This is a genomic window from Brevundimonas sp. 357 (assembly GCF_003938605.1).
Classification (GTDB): Bacteria; Pseudomonadota; Alphaproteobacteria; order Caulobacterales; family Caulobacteraceae; genus Brevundimonas.
On record NZ_RHWX01000010.1, the window covers coordinates 1 to 17,817 of the forward strand.

The 17,817-nt window shown below is 65.5% G+C and carries 18 protein-coding genes and 1 tRNA gene; 8 read left to right on the forward strand and 11 right to left on the reverse strand.

Annotated elements, in window-relative coordinates; all coding sequences use genetic code 11:
• Together EGK63_RS09970 and EGK63_RS09980 are read left to right on the forward strand one after the other, a co-directional pair.
• On the forward strand, window positions 1-242 hold a 242-nt coding region (locus EGK63_RS09970), incomplete at its 5' end, for an integrase core domain-containing protein (RefSeq protein ID WP_133411904.1).
• 127 nt (window positions 243-369) lie between these two features.
• On the forward strand, window positions 370-2,400 hold the full coding sequence (locus EGK63_RS09980; RefSeq protein ID WP_243637640.1) for a TonB-dependent receptor domain-containing protein: 2,031 nt from the start codon (window positions 370-372) through the stop codon (window positions 2,398-2,400).
• Window positions 2,401-2,631: 231 nt separating this feature from the next.
• Here EGK63_RS09980 and EGK63_RS09985 read toward each other — a convergent pair.
• From EGK63_RS09985 to EGK63_RS09995, 3 genes are all read right to left on the reverse strand, one after another.
• Window positions 2,632-2,708 (reverse strand) — tRNA-Asp (locus tag EGK63_RS09985).
• A 103-nt stretch (window positions 2,709-2,811) separates the two neighbouring features.
• Window positions 2,812-3,354 carry a GNAT family N-acetyltransferase gene (locus EGK63_RS09990; RefSeq protein ID WP_125901230.1) on the reverse strand — a complete coding sequence of 181 codons (543 nt, stop codon included), beginning with the start codon at window positions 3,352-3,354 and terminating at the stop codon, window positions 2,812-2,814.
• Window positions 3,351-5,528, reverse strand: coding sequence for a S9 family peptidase (locus EGK63_RS09995; protein WP_125901232.1), 2,178 nt, complete (start codon window positions 5,526-5,528; stop codon window positions 3,351-3,353). The genes EGK63_RS09990 and EGK63_RS09995 overlap by 4 nt, the downstream gene beginning before the upstream one ends.
• A 73-nt stretch (window positions 5,529-5,601) precedes the next feature.
• Between EGK63_RS09995 and EGK63_RS10000 the strand changes: the two genes are divergently transcribed.
• Window positions 5,602-6,435, forward strand: coding sequence for a serine protease (locus tag EGK63_RS10000; protein ID WP_125901234.1), 834 nt, complete (start codon window positions 5,602-5,604; stop codon window positions 6,433-6,435).
• Here the strand turns inward: EGK63_RS10000 and EGK63_RS10005 are convergent.
• From EGK63_RS10005 to EGK63_RS10015, 3 genes are all read right to left on the reverse strand, one after another.
• Window positions 6,390-7,106, reverse strand: coding sequence for an energy transducer TonB (locus EGK63_RS10005; RefSeq protein WP_125901236.1), 717 nt, complete (start codon window positions 7,104-7,106; stop codon window positions 6,390-6,392). The genes EGK63_RS10000 and EGK63_RS10005 overlap by 46 nt on opposite strands.
• 21 nt (window positions 7,107-7,127) lie before the next feature.
• Window positions 7,128-7,895: an energy transducer TonB gene (locus tag EGK63_RS10010; RefSeq protein ID WP_125901237.1), complete on the reverse strand. Its 768-nt coding sequence runs from the start codon at window positions 7,893-7,895 to the stop codon at window positions 7,128-7,130.
• Window positions 7,896-7,959: 64 nt separating this feature from the next.
• Window positions 7,960-9,744 (reverse strand): acyl-CoA dehydrogenase, encoded by a 1,785-nt coding sequence (locus EGK63_RS10015; RefSeq protein WP_125901239.1) that lies wholly within the window; start codon window positions 9,742-9,744, stop codon window positions 7,960-7,962.
• Window positions 9,745-9,881: 137 nt separating this feature from the next.
• Here EGK63_RS10015 and EGK63_RS10020 point away from each other — a divergent pair, with 137 nt between their 5' ends.
• Window positions 9,882-10,820: an L-threonylcarbamoyladenylate synthase gene (locus EGK63_RS10020; RefSeq protein WP_125901241.1), complete on the forward strand. Its 939-nt coding sequence runs from the start codon at window positions 9,882-9,884 to the stop codon at window positions 10,818-10,820.
• Here EGK63_RS10020 and EGK63_RS10025 read toward each other — a convergent pair.
• The 4 genes from EGK63_RS10025 to EGK63_RS10040 form a co-directional block, all read right to left on the reverse strand.
• Window positions 10,817-11,842: a patatin-like phospholipase family protein gene (locus EGK63_RS10025; protein ID WP_125901243.1), complete on the reverse strand. Its 1,026-nt coding sequence runs from the start codon at window positions 11,840-11,842 to the stop codon at window positions 10,817-10,819. The genes EGK63_RS10020 and EGK63_RS10025 overlap by 4 nt on opposite strands.
• 40 nt (window positions 11,843-11,882) lie before the next feature.
• Window positions 11,883-12,680 carry a 3-hydroxybutyrate dehydrogenase gene (locus tag EGK63_RS10030; RefSeq protein ID WP_125901244.1) on the reverse strand — a complete coding sequence of 266 codons (798 nt, stop codon included), beginning with the start codon at window positions 12,678-12,680 and terminating at the stop codon, window positions 11,883-11,885.
• A 65-nt stretch (window positions 12,681-12,745) separates the two neighbouring features.
• Entirely contained in the window at window positions 12,746-13,519 is a 774-nt protein-coding gene (gene yaaA / locus EGK63_RS10035; RefSeq protein ID WP_125901439.1) for a peroxide stress protein YaaA, read from the reverse strand.
• A 95-nt stretch (window positions 13,520-13,614) separates the two neighbouring features.
• Window positions 13,615-15,018 (reverse strand): FAD-binding oxidoreductase, encoded by a 1,404-nt coding sequence (locus tag EGK63_RS10040; RefSeq protein WP_125901246.1) that lies wholly within the window; start codon window positions 15,016-15,018, stop codon window positions 13,615-13,617.
• A 77-nt stretch (window positions 15,019-15,095) separates the two neighbouring features.
• Between EGK63_RS10040 and EGK63_RS10045 the strand changes: the two genes are divergently transcribed.
• The 3 genes from EGK63_RS10045 to EGK63_RS10055 all read left to right on the forward strand — a co-directional run bounded on the left by EGK63_RS10045 (window position 15,096) and on the right by EGK63_RS10055 (window position 17,031).
• The gene (locus EGK63_RS10045; RefSeq protein WP_125901248.1) at window positions 15,096-15,530 is read left to right on the forward strand and encodes an NUDIX hydrolase; all 435 of its coding nucleotides are present in this window, start codon (window positions 15,096-15,098) and stop codon (window positions 15,528-15,530) included.
• 70 nt (window positions 15,531-15,600) lie between these two features.
• Window positions 15,601-16,569 carry an SPFH domain-containing protein gene (locus EGK63_RS10050; RefSeq protein WP_371412959.1) on the forward strand — a complete coding sequence of 323 codons (969 nt, stop codon included), beginning with the start codon at window positions 15,601-15,603 and terminating at the stop codon, window positions 16,567-16,569.
• Between the two features lie 3 nt (window positions 16,570-16,572).
• Window positions 16,573-17,031 carry an NfeD family protein gene (locus EGK63_RS10055; RefSeq protein WP_125901252.1) on the forward strand — a complete coding sequence of 153 codons (459 nt, stop codon included), beginning with the start codon at window positions 16,573-16,575 and terminating at the stop codon, window positions 17,029-17,031.
• Here the strand turns inward: EGK63_RS10055 and rnhA are convergent.
• Window positions 17,028-17,480 (reverse strand): ribonuclease HI, encoded by a 453-nt coding sequence (gene rnhA, locus EGK63_RS10060; RefSeq protein WP_125901254.1) that lies wholly within the window; start codon window positions 17,478-17,480, stop codon window positions 17,028-17,030. The genes EGK63_RS10055 and rnhA overlap by 4 nt on opposite strands.
• 113 nt (window positions 17,481-17,593) lie before the next feature.
• Here rnhA and EGK63_RS10065 point away from each other — a divergent pair, with 113 nt between their 5' ends.
• Window positions 17,594-17,809 (forward strand): twin-arginine translocase TatA/TatE family subunit, encoded by a 216-nt coding sequence (locus EGK63_RS10065; protein ID WP_003164813.1) that lies wholly within the window; start codon window positions 17,594-17,596, stop codon window positions 17,807-17,809.
• Window positions 17,810-17,817 lie beyond the last annotated feature (8 nt).

Consider the following 17,817-nt stretch of genomic DNA (forward strand, 5'->3'; position numbering starts at 1 on the left):
TCAACGAGAGCCTGTTCTTCAGCCTGGATCACGCCCGCCAGAAGGTCGCCGCCTGGGCGCTGGACTACAACACCCGCAGGCCGCACTCGTCGATCGGCTACCTCACCCCGGAGGCTTTTGCCGCCAGTCTGACCGCAACAGGCCGACCCGCTGCGCAGGATGAAAGCTGCGCGGCCCGGCCTGTTGCTCACCCCACGCTGCGAGGCGTAACTAACCCAAGGACTCTGGTCGCCGCTGGATGAAAACTCAGGGGCACGTCAGGGGCAGCGTCTGGGCTTTAACCCTGATGGTTCGCTGTTCATCGCGGGCACCGGAGACGGGACGTTCGGCTACACCGGACCGAATACCGGCGGTTGGAACCCGGATGAAATGTTCCTCTACGATTTCAACCCGGTGAACCTGCTGCAGTCGCCGTATGAGCGTGCGAACTTCTACACGCAGATGAAGTACGATCTGACGGATCGTATTCAGTTCTACGGCGATGCGCTGTTCAGCACCTACAACAGCAGCAACCAACTGGCTGAATCGCCTGCAGGTTTCTCGATCCCGGTCGCCACGACCACGACTTTGAGTCCTGAAGTCAGGGCGCTTCTGACCAGTGCAGGGGTGACGACGTTTGCACTGGCGCGTCGTACGAACGAACTGGGGCCGCGTACCTACAACTACGACACCACCGCCTATCAGGCGACAGGCGGCTTCCGCGGTAATCTCCCGCCGATCTACGGTAAGGAGTGGGCCTATGATGTTTATGCATCGTACGGCAAGTATCGGAATACGCAGGAATTCGTTGGCTTCCCTGAGGCGAACCGTATTCGTGCTGCACTGGCGGGTTGCCCGGCTGGCTCGCCGACGGGACCGGTTGGTCGTCTGGGTACGCCTACGACCTGCGTGCCGCTGAACCCGTTCGGCGCCAACAACATCACGCCCGATCAGGCTGACTATATTGCCGCCAAGGGTCAGGTGGGTGTGACGGAAATCGAACAGAAGAACGTCGTGGCCTCCGTCACCGGCGATCTGTTCACACTGCCTGCCGGGCCTGTGAGCTTCGCGTTCGGCGGCGAGTATCGTGACATCGCCTATGACGACCTGCCGCCGGAAGGCGTGCAAACTGGCACTCTGCTGGGCGGCAACTCGGCTGGTCCTGTTCAGGGCGGCTATGACGTCTGGGAAGTCTTCGGTGAGTTGCGTGTGCCGATCCTGGCGGAACAGCCCTTCGCCCATTACCTGGGTCTGGAAGGCGGTTACCGCTGGTCGGACTACTCGATCGGGCAGACGACTGAGACCTGGAAGTACGGTGGTGAGTGGGCTCCTGTCGACTGGATGCGCTTCCGCGCCTTGCAACAGCGTGCTGTGCGTGCTCCGTCGGTCGGCGAACTGTTCAGCACGCGGGCTGAAGGTTATCCAGGCGTCACCACTGGCAACCTCGATCCCTGCGACAAGGACAGCGCTGCTCGTACGGGAGCCAATGCATCTCAGGTCCTGGCGCTCTGCCAGACTCAGTCCTCGCAGATCACGGCGACCTGGGACTCAGTTGGTACTCAGTATCGTACCTTCTCGGGCGGCAACCAGAACCTGAACCCTGAAACGGCGGATTCCACCACGATCGGTGTCGTCTTCCGTGCACCGTCTTCGGTTCCGAGCTGGGCTTCTACCCTGACGGCGACGATCGACTACTTTGATATCCAGATCGACGACGTCATCAGCTCGATCGGTTTCTCGACCTCGCTGTCGCGCTGCTTCAATGCCGACTTCAACCCGACGTTCAGCAACTCGAACGTTTATTGCCAGAACCTGAATCGTGATGCTGATACGGGCTATCTGACGAGCACGGGCCTGAACGGTTTCATCACCGCCACCAACGCCAACCTGGCCACCTTTAAGGCCTCGGGCGTTGACTTGGCGATCAACTACAACATCACGCCGGCTGACTATGGCGCGCCGTCCTGGCTGGGCCGCCTTGGCTTCTCGACCCAGGGCACCTGGTACGAGAACCAGCAGTTCCAGTCCGACGCCGCTAGCCCGATGAGCGACAGCTTCGTCGGCGGAATCGGCGATGGTACGCCGGGTGAAACCACCCTGCCGGAATGGAAGTTCAACACGCGCTTCTCGTGGGCGTATGAAGACTTCTCGGCCTCGCTGCGCTGGACTTACATCAGCAGCGTCGTTGATGATGCAGCGGATGTGGCGAACGGCGACATCGGCGAGATCGATGCCTACAGCTACTTCTACTTGAACGCGTCGTGGGCGGTGAACGATACGCTGGAGTTATTCGGCGGTATCGATAACCTGTTCGACAAGGATCCGCCGCGTTATGCGAGCGGCTTCCAGTATCAGACCGATCCGTCGACCTACGACGTTATCGGCCGTTACTTCTACGTCGGTGCTCGCGCCCGTTTCTAAGGGACGTTCAGCGTAACATTGAGGGCGGCGGGTCTCATGGCTCGCCGCCTTTTTTGTTAAGGCATTGGTGCTGAATCGGCACCGAGGTGTGCGGCGCCTTCGACACCACTCGAGCGCTGTGCGGTTTCGGCAGGCATGCAAATAGAGCGAGAATCTGCTGATCCTCACCTGAAAATGGCGCATGGATTTTTAGGGGATGCGGCGCGCCACTCCCTCATTTCTGAGAAGGAGTGGCGCGAGTGACGGGGCTCGAACCCGCGACCTCCGGCGTGACAGGCCGGCACTCTAACCAACTGAGCTACACCCGCGTTTCTCTCCCCGCGAGGAGGAGAGGAGGGGCGAATACGGTTCGTCGCGCTTCGGGTCAAGCGCATTGTGGCGCTTTCGCTAAAAAATCTGCGAATTCAGACTCTAGCGGCCGCAATCCATGCCGTCGGCGTCGGGGGGCGCCGATCCGCCGAGACCGAGCGCCTTTTGCATGAAGACGACATCGCGCCAGCCGTCGAACTTCCATCCGGCGTCGCGGAAGGCGCCGACATGGGCGAAGCCCGCCGCTTCATGCAGGGCGATGGAGCCGGTGTTGGCGCTGTCGCCGATCACCGCCACCATCTGACGCATTCCCAGAGCCTGGCAGGCGCTGAGCAGGGCGTCCAGAAGCGCCTTGCCGACGCCCCGTCCGCGAAACGTCTCTGCGACGTAGATCGAATCCTCGACCATGAAGCGATAGGCGGCGCGCAGGCGATAGGGGGCGGCATAGGCGTAGCCCGCGACCGCTCCATCGATCTCGGCGACCAGGACAGGCAGGCCAAGCGCAGCGGGCGCGGCCAGCCGAGCGCGTATCTCGTCGGCTGAGGGGACGTCCAGTTCGAATGTCCCCGTGCCGTGCAGCACGCTGTCGGCGTAGATGGCCGTCACGGCCGCCAGGTCGGCTTCCGCGAACGGCCTGATGATCACGCCTTCTCCCAACCCTTCTCGACCGCCCAGACGGCGAAGGCGTAGTCGTGGGCGATGTCCTTCAGATAGTCGAAGCGGCCCGACGAGGCGAAGTGACCCGCCTCCATATTGATCTTGAGCAGCACCGGCTTGCCGGAGGTCGAAGCCGGTCGCAGCTTGGCCACCCACTTCTCCGGCTCCCAATAGGTGACGCGCGGATCGGAAAGACCGCCGGTCGCCAGCAGGGCCGGATAGGGCTTGGATTCGATCTGGTCGTAGGGGCTGTAGCTCAGCATGTAGTCGTAGGCGGCTGCATCCTCGAGCGGATTGCCCCATTCGGGCCATTCCGGCGGCGTGAGGGGCAGGCTGGTGTCGCTCATGGTGTTGATGACGTCGACGAAGGGCACGCCGCCGATCACGCCGGCCCACAAATCCGGCCGCATATTGGTGACAGCGCCCATCAGCAGGCCGCCCGCCGAGCGACCCTCGGCCACGATGTTTCCAGCCTTGGTGTAATTCTGCGCGATCAGGTGGTCGGCGGCGGCGATGAAGTCGGTGAAGGTGTTCTTCTTGGTGAAGCGCCGGGCGGTCAGGAACCAGTTCCAGCCCTTGTCCGAACCGCCGCGGATGTGGGCGATGGCGTAGATGAAGCCGCGATCGACTAGCGACAGTCGGTTCGTCGCGAAACTGGCCGCCATCGGAATGCCGTAGGAGCCGTAGCCGTAGAGCAGCAGCGGCGCCGAGCCGTCGACCGGCGTGTCTTTGCGGCGCAGCACCGTCACCGGCACCAGTTCGCCGTCAGCGGCCGGGGCGTTCAGCCGCTCGACCACATAGTCCGCCGGATTGTGGCCCGAGGGGATTTCCTGAACCTTGCGCAAGGTGCGCTCGCGCGTCTTCAGATCGTAGTCATAGGTCGAAGTCGGCGTGGACGGCGAGTTGTAGCCGTAGCGCATGACCGTGGTGTCGAACTCCGACGCCCCGCTCAGCGACAGGGCGTAGGCGGGCTCGTCCACGGCGATCTCGTGCTCGGCGCCGGCGCGGTCGCGGATAACGATCTTCGTATTGGCGTCGGCGCGTTCCTGACGGCCCAGATAGTCCTTCACCAGGGCCACGCCCTCGATGAAGCGACCAGGCGTGTGGGCGATCAGGTCTTTCCAGTTCGCCTTGGCGGGGGTCGCGGTGGGCGCTTCGACGACCTTGAAGTCAATGGCGTCGTCGGCGTTGGTGCGGATCACCCAGCGGTCGCCCCAGTGGTCCAGGTCATACAGGCGGCCGACATGGCGCGGCTCGGCCACCACGGGCGCGGCCGTAGGGTTGGAGGCCGGGATGATGCGGCTTTCCGAGGTTTCCTGGTTGCCGATGGAGATGACGATGAAGGCGTCGTCGGCGGTGCGGCCGACGCCCTGGAACATGCTCTCGTCGGTTTCTTCATTGACCAGGGCGGTTTCGCCGCCGCGCGCCGGGCGGCGGAAGATCTTGTCCGGGCGGCCGTTGTTGTCGCGGTTGGTCCAGAAGATCCACTGGCTGTCAGGCGAGAAGGTGAAGTTCGCGCTGGCCGATTCGATCGGGTTGGGCAGCACCTCGCCGGTGGCCAGATCCTTCACATAGATCTTGTAGACTTCGGACCCTTGAGCGTCCTCGGCATAGCCGAACAGTGCGTGGTCGGGGCTGTGTTCGGTCGCAGAGACTTCCGAATAGGCCTTGCCCTCGGCCAGCTTGTTGCAGTCCAGCAGGATGGTCTCGCCATCGGTCTTGCCGCGCGGGCGACGGCAATAGAGCGGGTGCTGGTCGCCGGTGTTGTAGCGGACATAGTATTCCCACGGCCCGTCGGCGGCGGGGACGGAGCTGTCGTCTTCCTTGATACGGCCCTTCATCTCCTCGAACATTTGGGCCTGCAGTGGCAGGGTCGAGGCCATCATGGCCTCGCGATAGGCGTTCTCGGCGGTCAGATGTTCCTTGACGTCGGCCTTGATCAGCGAGGGATCGCGCAGCACGGCCTGCCAGTTGTCGTCCTTCATCCACTGATAGTCGTCGACGCGGACGCGGCCCAGCTGTTCGATGCGGACGGGGACTTTCTTGGCGACGGGCGGCGTGGGCTTGGACATCGAGGCTCCGGTACTCTGGCGGGCAAGGGCGGGGGAGGCGGCGACCAAGCCGACGGCGGCGGTCGAGGCGATCAGTTCACGGCGGTTCATGGCGTGGGCTTCCCCCTGGAATATGATTTGAGCCGGACCTTGTGCCCGGCGACGCTCGGCGTCAAATGGCGTCATGATCATTCAGGATCTTCCGCCCGAACAACCCGCCGTCGTCGCCGCTCCGCCGCCCGAATGGGATCTGACGGTCGGGGTGATCAACGCCACCGTGCAACTGGATCAGGCCATCAGCAGCGGCCAGAGGAAGGTCGGCACCGGCTTTCTGATCGCCGCGCCTCGACCTGACGGCGCGCCGCGCGTGGTGCTGGTGACGGCGCGGCACGTGCTGGACGTCATGCCCGGCAATGAGGCGCGGATCGGCTGGCGCACGGCGGAGGCGGACGGCGCCTGGAAGTTCACGCCGGGAACCCTGGCGATCCGCGACGCAGACGGCGCGCCGTTGTGGACCGCGCACCCGGAACGTGACGTGGCGGTGATGGAGATTACGGCGCCGCCCGCCTTCGCCCAGGCGGCCATCCCTGCGGGATGGTTGGCTGACGCTGAGGCCTTCGATCGCTGGCGCATGGGGCCGGGGGACGAACTGCTGGCGCTGGGCTATCCGCATGGGCTGTCGGCCAATCGGGCGGGCTTTCCGATCCTGCGCCTGGGTCGGATCAGCTCATGGCCGCTGACGCCGATCCGGCATTTCCCGATCTTCCTGCTCGATTTCGTGGTCGCTCAGGGCAATTCCGGCGGCCCGGTCTTCTGGACGCCCGCTGCGCGCCGCGTGCCGGGGGCGCCCGTGCCGGAGCATCCCTTCATAGCGGGAGTGCTGGTTCAGGAAGTGCAGGGCGGCGGCGAAGGCATGGACCTGGGCGTCGTCGCCCACGCCCAATATGTGCGCGAGGCCATCGCCCTGCTGGATCAGTCCGCCGCCGCGCCGGAAACGCAGTCGAACGCTGCGCAGTAGCGGCGGCGCATCTCGTTCCTGATCAGGGCCGGGTCTTCCGGGCTAGCCTGTGTGACTTGAGCGTACCAGACATCCCATCCGATCAGCTTCTTGGTCGGCAGATAGTCCAGGCCGTGTCGAGCCAGGACGCGAGCGACCCCTGCAGCGTGCCAAGCCTTTTCGGCTTCAAGGTCGGGGTATAGCTCGGCCATCCAGGCGCGGAGAAGCGCCGCCTTTTCGGGCGGCATTTCGTTGACTTTCCAGTCGCGGATCGAGCGTTCGGCCGCAGAGCGGCTGCCGCCATAGAAGCTGTCGGTAAAAGCTTGGGCGGCCCGGATATGTTCTGGGCCTGGTTCGGGGCCCTCCCAGGGTTGACGCAGCGGTTCGTCGCCTTCCGTCAGGATGTCGAAGGGCAGTTCGATCATGAAAGGAACGCCGGCGGGCTGGGCTACGCGCCCGCGGAACACGATCGCCAGGGCGGCCTCCTGGAAACCCATGTCGGCGGGTCTGGCGGACATGGCGGCGCATCGGGTCAAGGCGCCGTCTTCGTTATTGACGCATTCGAGGGTGACGGTTCCGTTGACCCGCAAGTCCTTAGCCAGGGCCGGATAATCATGGCGTTCGACGACAGGGCGCGTCTCCCACAGAACAGGCTCCGCCAGTAGGGCCAGGCTCGCTAGAAGCGTCATCATGTTCAGATTTTCCGTGGGTTCTCAGGGGGTGACGCCAGCCGTCGGCCCGCAGTCATAACGGGCGCAGTAGCGGCGACGTAGTTCGATCATCGGCTCGCGAGGATAAATATCGCGTCCGGCCTCTCGCAACTGGGGAGCCCAGGCTTCGCTCCAGTCATCCGGTTGCTTGGACGGCAAAGCGTCTAACTCGCGAAGGGCCAGGACGCGCGCCATCACCAGGCTTTGTCTTTGGCGCTCTGTCTCCAGGTTTCCGAACAGTTCGACGATCCAGCCTTCGGTCGTCCGGCGCATCTCGAGCGGCATCTGGTCCAGCCGCCAATGACGTCTCAGGCGAACGACAGGCTCGACGCTGCGTCGGGCGAAACGGCGGCCGCCCTCCATTTGCGCGGCGTTGGGCGTCGGACCGGACCAGGGCGTCGGCGCCTCGGTGTTGAGTGGCGGAACGGTGAAGGGCACGCGCACCGTGAACTCGCGTTTCTCGGGCGAGGCGTCGGGCGCGGCGGGCGTTAGCCTTGCGCGCTCGATGATGCGGACCGCCGCTTCGGCGAAGCCCAGCCCGTCCGGACGCGCGCGCATGGCGGTGCAGGCGTTCGGCAGCCCTTCTGATGTCACCAGGCAGTTCACCTCGACCCAGCCGCCGATGTTCAGGGCGGCGGCGAAGGGTGGGAAATCCTCAGGTGTCGGGACAGGGCGCGTGATCCAGGCGACCGGCTCTTGCGTTGTCGCGAAAGAGGCTCCGCTGAAAAAAGCAGCCAAGATAAAACCGGCAGCGCCAATCGCTCGATTCATACGAAACGCCTCCCGCGCCTAGGTGGCACGGGAGGCGCTTTACGCTCAAGCCATAGAACGACGATCAGCCCGCCAGGGCTTCGACGCTCATCCGTTGCAGCAGGTCGCCGCCCTGGCCGACGGCGGCCAGGCGGCTGGAGACGTGGCCCAGGACATTGGCGGCGTAGACTTCATAGAGATCCAGCTTGCCCTGCAGCCACACGGCGTCGCCGTCATTGGCGTCCAGTTTCGCCTTCGCCGCCAGGGCGCCCTTGGCCAGCATCCAGCCGCCGACCACGTCGCCCATCAGCTTCAGATAGGCGTCGGCGCCCGACAGCACGTCGGCCGCGCGAGCGGCATCCGACTTGGCGTCCAGCAGCCACAGGGTGGCGTCCTCGACCGCCTCGATGGCGGTGGCGAAACGCTCGACCGGCTTGCCGGTATAGAGACGATCGATCTGGGCCAGCGTCGTCTTCATCTCGGCGATCAGGGCCTTGGCCGACTCGCCGCCGTCCATCGACAGCTTGCGGCCCACCAGATCCATCGCCTGAATGCCGTTGGTGCCTTCATAGATCGGGGTGATGCGGGCGTCGCGATAGTATTGGGCGGCGCCGGTCTCCTCGATGAATCCCATGCCGCCGTGGACCTGAACGCCCAGCGAAGCGACCTCGCAGCCAACGTCGGTGGACCAGGCCTTGGCGATCGGGGTGAACAGGTCTTCGCGACCCTTCCAGCCCCTGCGCTCTTCCTCCGTGGCGGCGTGGCGAGCCAGGTCGGCTGCGACGCCGGTCGACAGGCAGATGGCGCGGGCGGCGGCGACCTTGGCCTTCATCACCGACAGCATGCGGCGCACGTCAGGGTGGTCGAAGATCGGGGCGTCCTTCTCGCCGGTCCAGACGCTGCGGCCCTGACGGCGTTCCAGCGCATAGGCCAGGGCGTGCTGATAGGCGCGCTCGGCGACCCCGACGCCTTCGACGCCGACGGCCAGGCGGGCGGCGTTCATCATGACGAACATATGGGCCAGGCCCTGGTTCGGCTGACCGACCAGTTCGGCGCGGGCGCCCTCATAGCTCATGACGCAGGTGGGCGAGGCGTGGATGCCCAGCTTGTGCTCGACGCCGACCGGGCGGAAGGCGTTGCGCTCGCCCAATGAGCCGTCGGCGTTGACCGCGAACTTGGGCGTCAGGAACAGGCTGATGCCCTTGGGCCCCGCAGGCGCGTCGGGCAGGCGGGCCAGCACCAGATGGACGATGTTGTCCGTGGCGTCGTGATCGCCCCAGGTGATGAAGATCTTCTGGCCGGTCAGGGCGTAGGTTCCGTCGCCGTTGGGAACCGCCGTCGCCGTCAGGGCGCCGAGGTCAGACCCGGCGTGCGGTTCGGTCAGCACCATGGCGCCGGTCCATTCGCCCGACACCAGCTTGGGCAGATAGGTGGCCTTCTGGTGTTCGCTGCCGACCTGCTCCAGCGCCTCGATCGAGGCCAGCGACAGCATGGGGCACAGACCGAAGGCCATGTTGGCGGCGTGGACGGTCTCATAGGCCGCCAGCTCCAGCGCCTTGGGCAGGGCCTGTCCGCCGGCCTCGACCGAGGCGGTCAGGCTGGTCCAGCCGCCCGCCGCGAATTGCTGATAGGCGTCGGCGAAGCCCGGGGCGGCCGTCACGGCGCCGTTGGCGTATTTGGCGCCCGCCAGATCGCCGGGGCGGTTCAGTGGAGCCAGAACTTCTTCGGAAAATTGACCGGCGGCGTCCAGCACGGCCGAGGCGACGTCGGCGTCATAATCGGGAAAGGCGCCGGTCGCCGCCACCTGGCCGATCCCGGCCACGGCGTCGAGGGCGAAGGCGATGTCACGGACGGGGGCGCGGTAGCTCATCGGTTATCCTCAGAAAGACGTTGCGCTTCTGTCGGCCGCCGCGTCGCCGGGCGCAAGCCTGCTTGGACTTTGGTCGAGATTCCGCGCACTGTGACCTTCTGTTTGAACGGCTGACGCCGCGTAAGGAAAGGCCGACCGTGCCCGCCGACCGACCCGCCAGGGGCGACAGCCCCGAAATCGCCGCCGAGGCGCTGAAAACGGGGCGCCTGGTCATCCTGCCGACCGAGACGGTCTATGGACTGGCGGCCGATGCCTCCAACCCGCAGGCCGTGGCGCGAATCTTCGAGGCCAAGGGACGGCCGCGCTTCAATCCTTTGATCGCCCATGTCGCCAACGCCGTGGACGCCGAGGCGATCGCCGTGTTCGACGCCAGGGCGCGCGCGCTGGCCGAGGCCTTCTGGCCGGGACCGCTGACCATCGTGACGCCGGTTCGGGATCGCGAGCGGGTGTGTGATCTGGCGCGGGCGGGGCTGGACAGCGTGGCCGTGCGCGTGCCGGGCCATCCGCGCGCGAGGGCGGTCATCGGCGCGTTCGGCGGGCCGGTCGTCGCGCCGTCGGCCAACCGTTCGGGGCGGCCCAGTCCGACGACCTTCGCCGACGCTATGGAAGAGACTGGTCATGCCGTGGGCGCGGCGGTCGATGGCGGCCCCTGCGCCGTAGGGGTGGAAAGCACTGTCGTCTCGGTGCTGGACGGTCAGATCGCCCTGTTGCGTCCCGGCTCCGTCACCCGCGAAGAGATTCAGGCTGTGGCCGGGCCGTTGGCCGAAGGCGGGCAGGGGCATCGCTCGCCCGGCCGTCTGGCCCTGCACTATGCGCCCGATGCGCCGGTGCGGATTGAGGCGGACGAGGCGAAGGACGGTGAAATCCTGCTGGGCTTCGGCGCGGGCGTCGGCGATCCGCGTTGGAGCCTCAGCCCGAGCGGCGACCTGCGTGAGGCGGCGGCCAATCTGTTTCGTTTGTTGCGTGAAGCGGACCGCACCAAACCCGCAGGGATCGCGGTTTCCCCGGTTCCGGCCAGAGGGCTGGGCGAAGCCATCAACGACCGCCTGCGTCGCGCGGCGGGGTTCGTGGGCTAGAGGAAGCGGGCCTTAATATCCACGCTTGAGGCCTTGCCGACCTTGGGCAGGCAGCCTTCAAGCCATGCCTCGGCCGCTGTCCGGCCGTGCTGCTTCAGCTTGTTCAGATAGGTCCACTCGGTGTCGAACTTGGAGTGCAGGGACTCCTCGCCCAGCCATTCGTCGGCCTCGATGACGTGGATGCGGATGCCGCGCCGACGGTCTTCGCCGGGCTTCAGCTTGCCCTCGGCGATCAGATCCTGAACGAAGGCGACGGCCCGTAGCTCGGCGACCAGAGGCGCGTTGAAGACGATCTCGTTCAAGCGGTCGTTGATGTCGCCAGCCTCGCGCGGCGCTTCGTCACGCCGGAACGGGTTGAGCGGCAGCAGCAGGATATCGTCCGGCGTGTCCGTATAGAACAGCGGCCACAGCGCCGGATTGGCCAGGTAGCCGCCGTCCCAATAGGGCTCGCCCTCGATCTCGACCGCCTGAAACAGCTGGGGCAGGCAGGCCGAAGCCAACAGAACCTCGGGCGCCATTTCCGCGGACTTGAAGATGCGCGAACGGCCCGCGCGCACCGCCGTCGTCGAGACGAACATGCGGATGGAGGAGGCGCGCAGGGCCTCGAAATCCACCGCTGTCTCCAGCACCCGGCGCAACGGGTTCAGGTTGAACGGGTTGAAGGAGTAGGGGCTCATCGACAGGGCCAGCGTCTGCCCCGCCTGCCACATCGGCGTGCCCTTCAGCCAGTCTGGCGTGAGGGCCTTGGACCAGACCGAACTGTCGCCGAAGACGTTGCGCCCGCCGGACTGGTTCACCTCGCGCCACAGGGTGTCCAGCGCCTCGCGTCCGCCCTCGGCGCCCCCGCGCTCCAGCCCGGTGATCAGGGCGGCCGCGTTCATCGCCCCGGCCGAGGCGGCGGTGACCGCGCGCACGTCCAGCACATCGGCTTCCAGCAGCCGATCAAGCACGCCCCATTGAAAGGCGCCGTGTGCGCCGCCGCCCTGCAGGGCCAGACAGACGGGTTTGCGCTTTGCCGCCATCAAACTCTCCGTCTTTCGGCCCCTGCGGCCAAGGTGAAACCTATTGAGCCGTCCAGCCGCCGTCGACGGAGAAGTGGGCGCCGTTGGCCGAGGCGCCGAGGTCCGACGCCAGATAGAGGAAAATCCCCGCCAGTTCGTCAGTCGTGACGAAGCGCTTGGTCGGCTGCGAACCGAGAATGACGTTCTTCATCACGTCTTCTTCGCTCATGTTGCGGGTGCGGGCCTGATCCTGAATCTGCTTGGCGACGATCGGCGTCTCGACGAAGCCGGGGCAGATGGCGTTGCAGGTGATGTTGTCCTGGGCCAGCTCTAGCGCGACCGTCTTGGTGAAGCCGATCACGCCGTGCTTGGCCGCGACATAGGCCGACTTGAACGGGCTGGCGACCAGGCCGTGGGCCGAGGCGATGTTGATGATCCGGCCGCGGCCCTGCGCCTTCATGATCGGGATCGCCGCCTTGGTGGCGTAGAAGGTCGAGGACAGGTTGATGGAGATGATCTTTTCCCAGGCGTCGGCGGGGAAGCTCTCGACCGCTTCGACGTGCTGGATGCCGGCGTTGTTGACCAGGATGTCCAGGCGGCCCAGTTCGCGCTGCGCCGTGGCGATCATGTCCTCGATCTGATCCGGCTGGGTCATGTCGGCCGGGTGATAGAGGACGCGCACGCCGGTTTCAGCGGCCAGATCGGCGCGCGTCTTCTCGATGGCGTCCGCGTCGCCCAGGCCGTTCAGCATCACATCGCCGCCGCACAGGGCGACCGCCCGCGCAAACGCCAGTCCGATGCCCGAGGTCGAGCCGGTGACGACCGCGACGCGGCCCTTGAGATCGTTCATCGCGAACATGACAGAAAGAACCCGTGGCTGATGATGCTGCAATGCAACCTAACCGCAGTCGTTCAATCTGGCGATCAGGATTTTCCTTCCCTGATGAATATCCAGTCCGTGTCCGTCGATAGGCTCTTGTCGAAGCGGTAGCCGTCGCGATCGAAGGCCTTCAGGTCTTCGACCTTTTCGAGCCGGTTCTCGATGGCGTAGCGGGCCATGCCGCCGCGGGCCTTCTTGGCGTAGAAGGAGATGATGCGGGCCTCGCCGTCCTTCTTCTCCTTGAAGTGCGGGGTCACGACCGGCAGCTTCAGCGCCCTGGCGTCGACCGCGCCGAAATATTCGTGGCTGGCCAGGTTCACCAAGGTTTGTTCGGGCAGCTTTTCGGCGTCTTCGTTCAGGCGCAGCGAGATGCGTTCGCCCCAGAAATCATAGAGGGTGGCGCCGCGCTTGGTCTTCAACCGGATGCCCATCTCCAGCCGATAGGGCTGAATCGCATCCAGCGGCCGCAGCAGGCCGTAGAAGCCCGAGAGAATACGCAGGTGGTCCTGAGCCCACGTCAGGTCGTCGGCCGACAGGGTGCGGGCCGACAGCCCTTCATAGACGTCGCCGGCGAAGGCGAAGACAGCCTGCAGCGCGCCCTCCGACGTTTCGTTGTCGAAGGCCTGGAAGCGTTGATAGTTCAGCTCAGCCAGGGCGTCGGAGATCGACATCAGGCGGCGCAAGTCCGCACGGCTCAGCCCTCGCGTCACCTTGGCCAATTCGGCGGTTTCATCGGCGCATCGCCGTGGCGTAACGGGGGCGTCGGTGGCGGGCGGGTTGAAGTCCAGCTTTTTGGCCGGGGACAGGACGATCAGCAAGACGATCGACTCCCTATGCGTCTCAAGAGCGGGCCTCATAGGCCGCTTCGATGACGTTTTGAACCGCCTGAAACGTCACATACGGTCGCAAGTCATCAGAAGAGGACCGCCGGATTCATGATCCTCTGCGGGTCGATGGCCTTACGGATCGCCTGCATGGTCGCGATTTCCAAGGGGGTTTTATAGCGCCGCGCTTCGTCTGTTTTCAGCCGTCCCAGACCGTGTTCAGCCGAAATGGAGCCGTCGTAACGGGCCACGACGTCGTGAACGACTTCGGACCCCTCCATCCAGCGCGCGATGAAGGCGGGCACGTCTTCGCCCACGCCGGGGATCACATCATAGTGAAGATTGCCGTCGCCGACGTGGCCGAAGACCGACACCCGGCAGCCGGGATGGAATTTTTCAACCGCCGCCGTCGCCTCGTCGATGAAATCCGCGATTCGCGAGACGGGAACCGAAACGTCGTGCTTCCAGCCGCCGCCTTCCGGCTTGAGCGCAGCCGAATGTTCCTCGCGCAGACGCCAGAATTCAGCCTTCTGGGCGTCGTTCTGGGCGATGGCGGCGTCGACGATCAGGCCTTCCTCGAAGGCGGCGGTCAGCAGGCGTTCCATCGCCGCCTCGGCGCCGTCCGGCTCGCCTGAGGCCAGTTCGATCAGCACATACCAGGACGGTGTGGATTCCAGCGGTTCGCGCGTGTCGGGAATGTTCTTCAGCACCAGGCTCATGCCCAATCGCTTCATCAGCTCGAAGGCCTCGACCCCGCCGCCGGTCTCGGCCTTGGCGCGGGCCAGCAGCACGACGGCGTCGTGGTGGCTCTCCAGGCCGACGATGGCGGTGGCGCGGCTGCGCATGATGGGGAATAGCTTCAGCGTCGCGGCGGTGATGACGCCCAGGGTGCCCTCGGCGCCGATGAACATTTGCTTGAGGTCATAGCCGGTGTTGTCCTTGCGCAGACGCTTCAGACCGTTGAACACCTGACCGTCGGGCATGACCGCCTCGATACCCAGCACCAGATCGCGCATCATGCCGTAGCGCAGGACGGCGGTGCCCCCGGCGTTGGTCGAAATCACGCCGCCGATGGTGGCTGAGCCCTCGGCCGCAAGGCTGAGGGGGAAGAAGCGGTTCTTCTCCTTCGCCAGTTCCTGCGCCTCCAGCAGCGTCACGCCCGCCTCGACCGTCATGGCGTCGTCCAGCGGCGTCACGTCGCGTACGGTTCGCAGCTTGCGCGTGGACAGCAGAACCTCGCCATGGGGAATCTGGCCGCCGACCAGTCCGGTGCCGCCGCCCTGCGTCACCACGGCCACGCCGTGTCGGGCGCAGATTTCGACGGCGTGAGCGACTTCCTCGGTAGTGCGTGGTTGCAGCAGCAGCGGCGTCTGCCCCGTCCAGCGGCCGCGCCATTCAGTCAGCCAGGGCGCCATCTCGGCGGCGTCTTGCGTCCAGGCGCCGGGCAGGGCGGCCTTGAGTTCAGCGAGGGATTCTGGCGTCGGGAGGGTCATATCGGCCTTGTGGCAAAAGGCGTGCCGTGGTGGAAGCGCAAAACCTTGCCTTCTGGCGGTCCATTCAAGGGCAAAACATGATTCCGACGCCGGCCGTGGGCGTAGTGTGCCTGAAAGGCGACGAAGTGCTGCTGATCCGGCGCGGCACGCCGCCGCGTGTGGGCGAGTGGAGCCTGCCCGGCGGGCGCCTGGAACCGGGCGAACGCCTGGCCGACGCCGCCCTGCGCGAACTGCGCGAGGAGACGGGCGTCGATGCCGAGTTGATCGGCTTGATCGACGTGGTGGACGGGCTTTTTCCCGAGGCGGGGCGGCACTATGTCCTGATCGACTATGCGGCGGTCTGGACGTCGGGCGCGGTCGTGGCGGGCGATGACGCCGCCGATGCAGGCTTTTTCCCGTTCGAGACGGCTCTGGCCATGGTCGATTGGGAAGAGACGAGACGCATCATTCGTATGGCGCGGCGAATGGCTGACGCGGATGTCATGCTGACGGAACCGGATTCTGTGGCGTGACGCACCCTGGGCGGCTAAGCTCCTTCTCCAACCGGAGGGCCTTATGAATTTTTCGCTGATTTTCTTTGTGATGTTCGCAGTCTTTGCGATCATCTTCCTGTTCAGCGTGATCAAGATCGTGCCGCAAGGCCGTGAATTCACGGTGGAACGGTTCGGCAAGTACACCAAGACCCTGACTCCGGGCATCCATATCCTGACCCCGTTCGTCGAGCGCATCGGTCGCCGCATGAACATGATGGAGCAGGTGTTGGACGTGCCGACCCAGGAGGTCATCACCCGCGACAACGCCATGGTGAAGGTCGACGGCATCGTCTTTATTCAGGTGATGGACGCGGCCAAGGCGGCCTATCGCGTCGATGACCTGACCTACGCCATCGCCCAACTGTGCATGACCAATCTGCGCACCGTGGTCGGCTCAATGGAGCTGGACGAGGTGCTGAGCCAGCGCGACAGCATCAACACGCGCCTGCTGCACGTCATCGACGCCGCGACTGAGCCGTGGGGCATCAAGGCCAATCGCATTGAAATCAAGGATCTGACGCCGCCGGTGGACATCACCAACGCCATGGCCCGTCAGATGAAGGCCGAGCGCGAGCGCCGCGCTGTCATCACCGAGGCGGACGGCGAGAAGCAGGCGGCCATCGCCCGCGCCGAGGGCGCCAAGCAGGCGGCGATTCTGGAAGCTGAAGGCCGCAAGGAAGCCGCCTTCCGCGACGCCGAGGCGCGCGAACGTGAAGCCGAGGCCGAGGCCAAGGCCACCGCCATGGTGTCGGAGGCCATCGCTCGCGGCGACGTCAACGCCATCAACTACTTCGTGGCCCAGAAGTATGTGGAGGCCTTCGCCGAGCTGGCCCGCAGCCCGCAGCAGAAGACGGTCATCGTGCCGTCGGAAATGGGCGCCCTGGTCGGCACCATCGCCGGGGTCGGCGAACTGGTCGGCCTGGCCAAGGAACAGCAGCAGGGCCGCACGGACGCGCGTCAGGCCGCGCCGCGCGCCGCGCCGCGCCGTTCAGGCGGCTCTGTGCCGACGACGGAGTAAGCCATGGACTGGTTCGTCTCCCTCTACGCCGCCCAGCCGTTCTGGCTTTGGCTGGCGGTTGGCGTGATCCTGCTGGGGATAGAGGCGGCGGCCTCGACCGAATGGCTGCTGTGGCCGGCGGTGTCGGCGGGGCTGACGGCCCTGCTGTCCGCCCTGGCGCCGCAACTGGGCCTGCCGGTCGAGATCGGCGTCTTCGCGGCGCTGACGGTGGCCTCGACCATTCTGTCGCGTCGTCTGATCAAGCGGGTGAACCCTGAGGATCAGCCCGACATCAATGATCGCGACATTCGTCTGGTCGGCGAGCGGGCGCGTGTGGTCGAAGCCTTTGTCGGCGGGCGCGGCCGGGTTTTCGTGTCGGGATCGGAATGGCCCGCCGAAATCGAGGGCGCGTCGCCACTGGCGGGCGAGAGCGTCGTCATCGAATCGGTGTCGGGGCCCTTGCTGAAGGTGCGGGCGCTCTAGCGTCCGCGCATTTCCGTCACGCCGCGATTGGCCAGGCCGTCGGCCCGCTCGTTCAGGGCGTGGCCGGCGTGGCCTTTCACCCAGTGCCATTTGACCTCGTGGCGGTTGCGGGCCTCGTCCAGCCGCCGCCACAGGTCTTCGTTCTTGACGGGCTTCTTGTCGGCCGTCTTCCAGCCGCGCGCCTTCCAGCCGCGCATCCATTCCGTCACGCCCTGCATGACGTATTTGCTGTCGGTGTGCAGATCGACGCGGCAAGGGCGTTTCAGCGCCTCCAGGGCCATGATCGCCGCCATCATTTCCATGCGATTGTTGGTCGTCAGGGGCTCGCCGCCCCAGAGTTCCTTCTCGTGACCTCCGCCGGTTTGCAGGATCGCCCCCCAGCCGCCGGGGCCGGGATTGCCCTTGCAGGCGCCGTCGGTGTGGATGATGACGTGATCGTTGAGACTCATGGCCGCGATGCGTACAGCGTCCCTTGGCGCGTCGCCATCACTCAGCCTATATGACGCACAACAATCAGTCGGTGGGGCCGCGTCTAGGTGAGTCCCCTTGAGGAGGTATCGCCATGGGCTCCATGAGCATCTGGCATTGGGCCATCGTCGTCGTCGTCGTGCTGGTCCTGTTCGGCGGCCGCGGCAAGCTGTCCGGGATAATGGGCGACGCCGCCAAGGGCATTCGCGCCTTCAAGGACGGCCTGAAGGACGACACGGGCGCCAAGGACAAGGAAGCTCCGGGCGCCTTGCCGCGCACGGACGCTGAAAAAGAAGAACTGAACCGCTGATCCTCGCC

What these genes read in the sequence shown, in the direction of transcription:
- EGK63_RS10055 (WP_125901252.1), top strand. Translation starts at nt 16,573, where the DNA reads ATGGACTGGTTCGTCTCCCTCTACGCCGCCCAGCCGTTCTGGCTTTGG.
- EGK63_RS10030 (WP_125901244.1), bottom strand. Translation starts at nt 12,680, where the DNA reads ATGTTCGCGATGAACGATCTCAAGGGCCGCGTCGCGGTCGTCACCGGC.
- EGK63_RS10065 (WP_003164813.1), top strand. Translation starts at nt 17,594, where the DNA reads ATGGGCTCCATGAGCATCTGGCATTGGGCCATCGTCGTCGTCGTCGTG.
- EGK63_RS10045 (WP_125901248.1), top strand. Translation starts at nt 15,096, where the DNA reads ATGATTCCGACGCCGGCCGTGGGCGTAGTGTGCCTGAAAGGCGACGAA.
- EGK63_RS09980 (WP_243637640.1), top strand. Translation starts at nt 370, where the DNA reads ATGTTCCTCTACGATTTCAACCCGGTGAACCTGCTGCAGTCGCCGTAT.
- rnhA (WP_125901254.1), bottom strand. Translation starts at nt 17,480, where the DNA reads ATGAGTCTCAACGATCACGTCATCATCCACACCGACGGCGCCTGCAAG.
- EGK63_RS09995 (WP_125901232.1), bottom strand. Translation starts at nt 5,528, where the DNA reads ATGAACCGCCGTGAACTGATCGCCTCGACCGCCGCCGTCGGCTTGGTC.
- EGK63_RS10050 (WP_371412959.1), top strand. Translation starts at nt 15,601, where the DNA reads ATGTTCGCAGTCTTTGCGATCATCTTCCTGTTCAGCGTGATCAAGATC.
- EGK63_RS10040 (WP_125901246.1), bottom strand. Translation starts at nt 15,018, where the DNA reads ATGACCCTCCCGACGCCAGAATCCCTCGCTGAACTCAAGGCCGCCCTG.
- EGK63_RS10025 (WP_125901243.1), bottom strand. Translation starts at nt 11,842, where the DNA reads ATGGCGGCAAAGCGCAAACCCGTCTGTCTGGCCCTGCAGGGCGGCGGC.
- EGK63_RS10000 (WP_125901234.1), top strand. Translation starts at nt 5,602, where the DNA reads ATGATCATTCAGGATCTTCCGCCCGAACAACCCGCCGTCGTCGCCGCT.
- EGK63_RS10010 (WP_125901237.1), bottom strand. Translation starts at nt 7,895, where the DNA reads ATGAATCGAGCGATTGGCGCTGCCGGTTTTATCTTGGCTGCTTTTTTC.
- EGK63_RS10005 (WP_125901236.1), bottom strand. Translation starts at nt 7,106, where the DNA reads ATGATGACGCTTCTAGCGAGCCTGGCCCTACTGGCGGAGCCTGTTCTG.
- EGK63_RS10015 (WP_125901239.1), bottom strand. Translation starts at nt 9,744, where the DNA reads ATGAGCTACCGCGCCCCCGTCCGTGACATCGCCTTCGCCCTCGACGCC.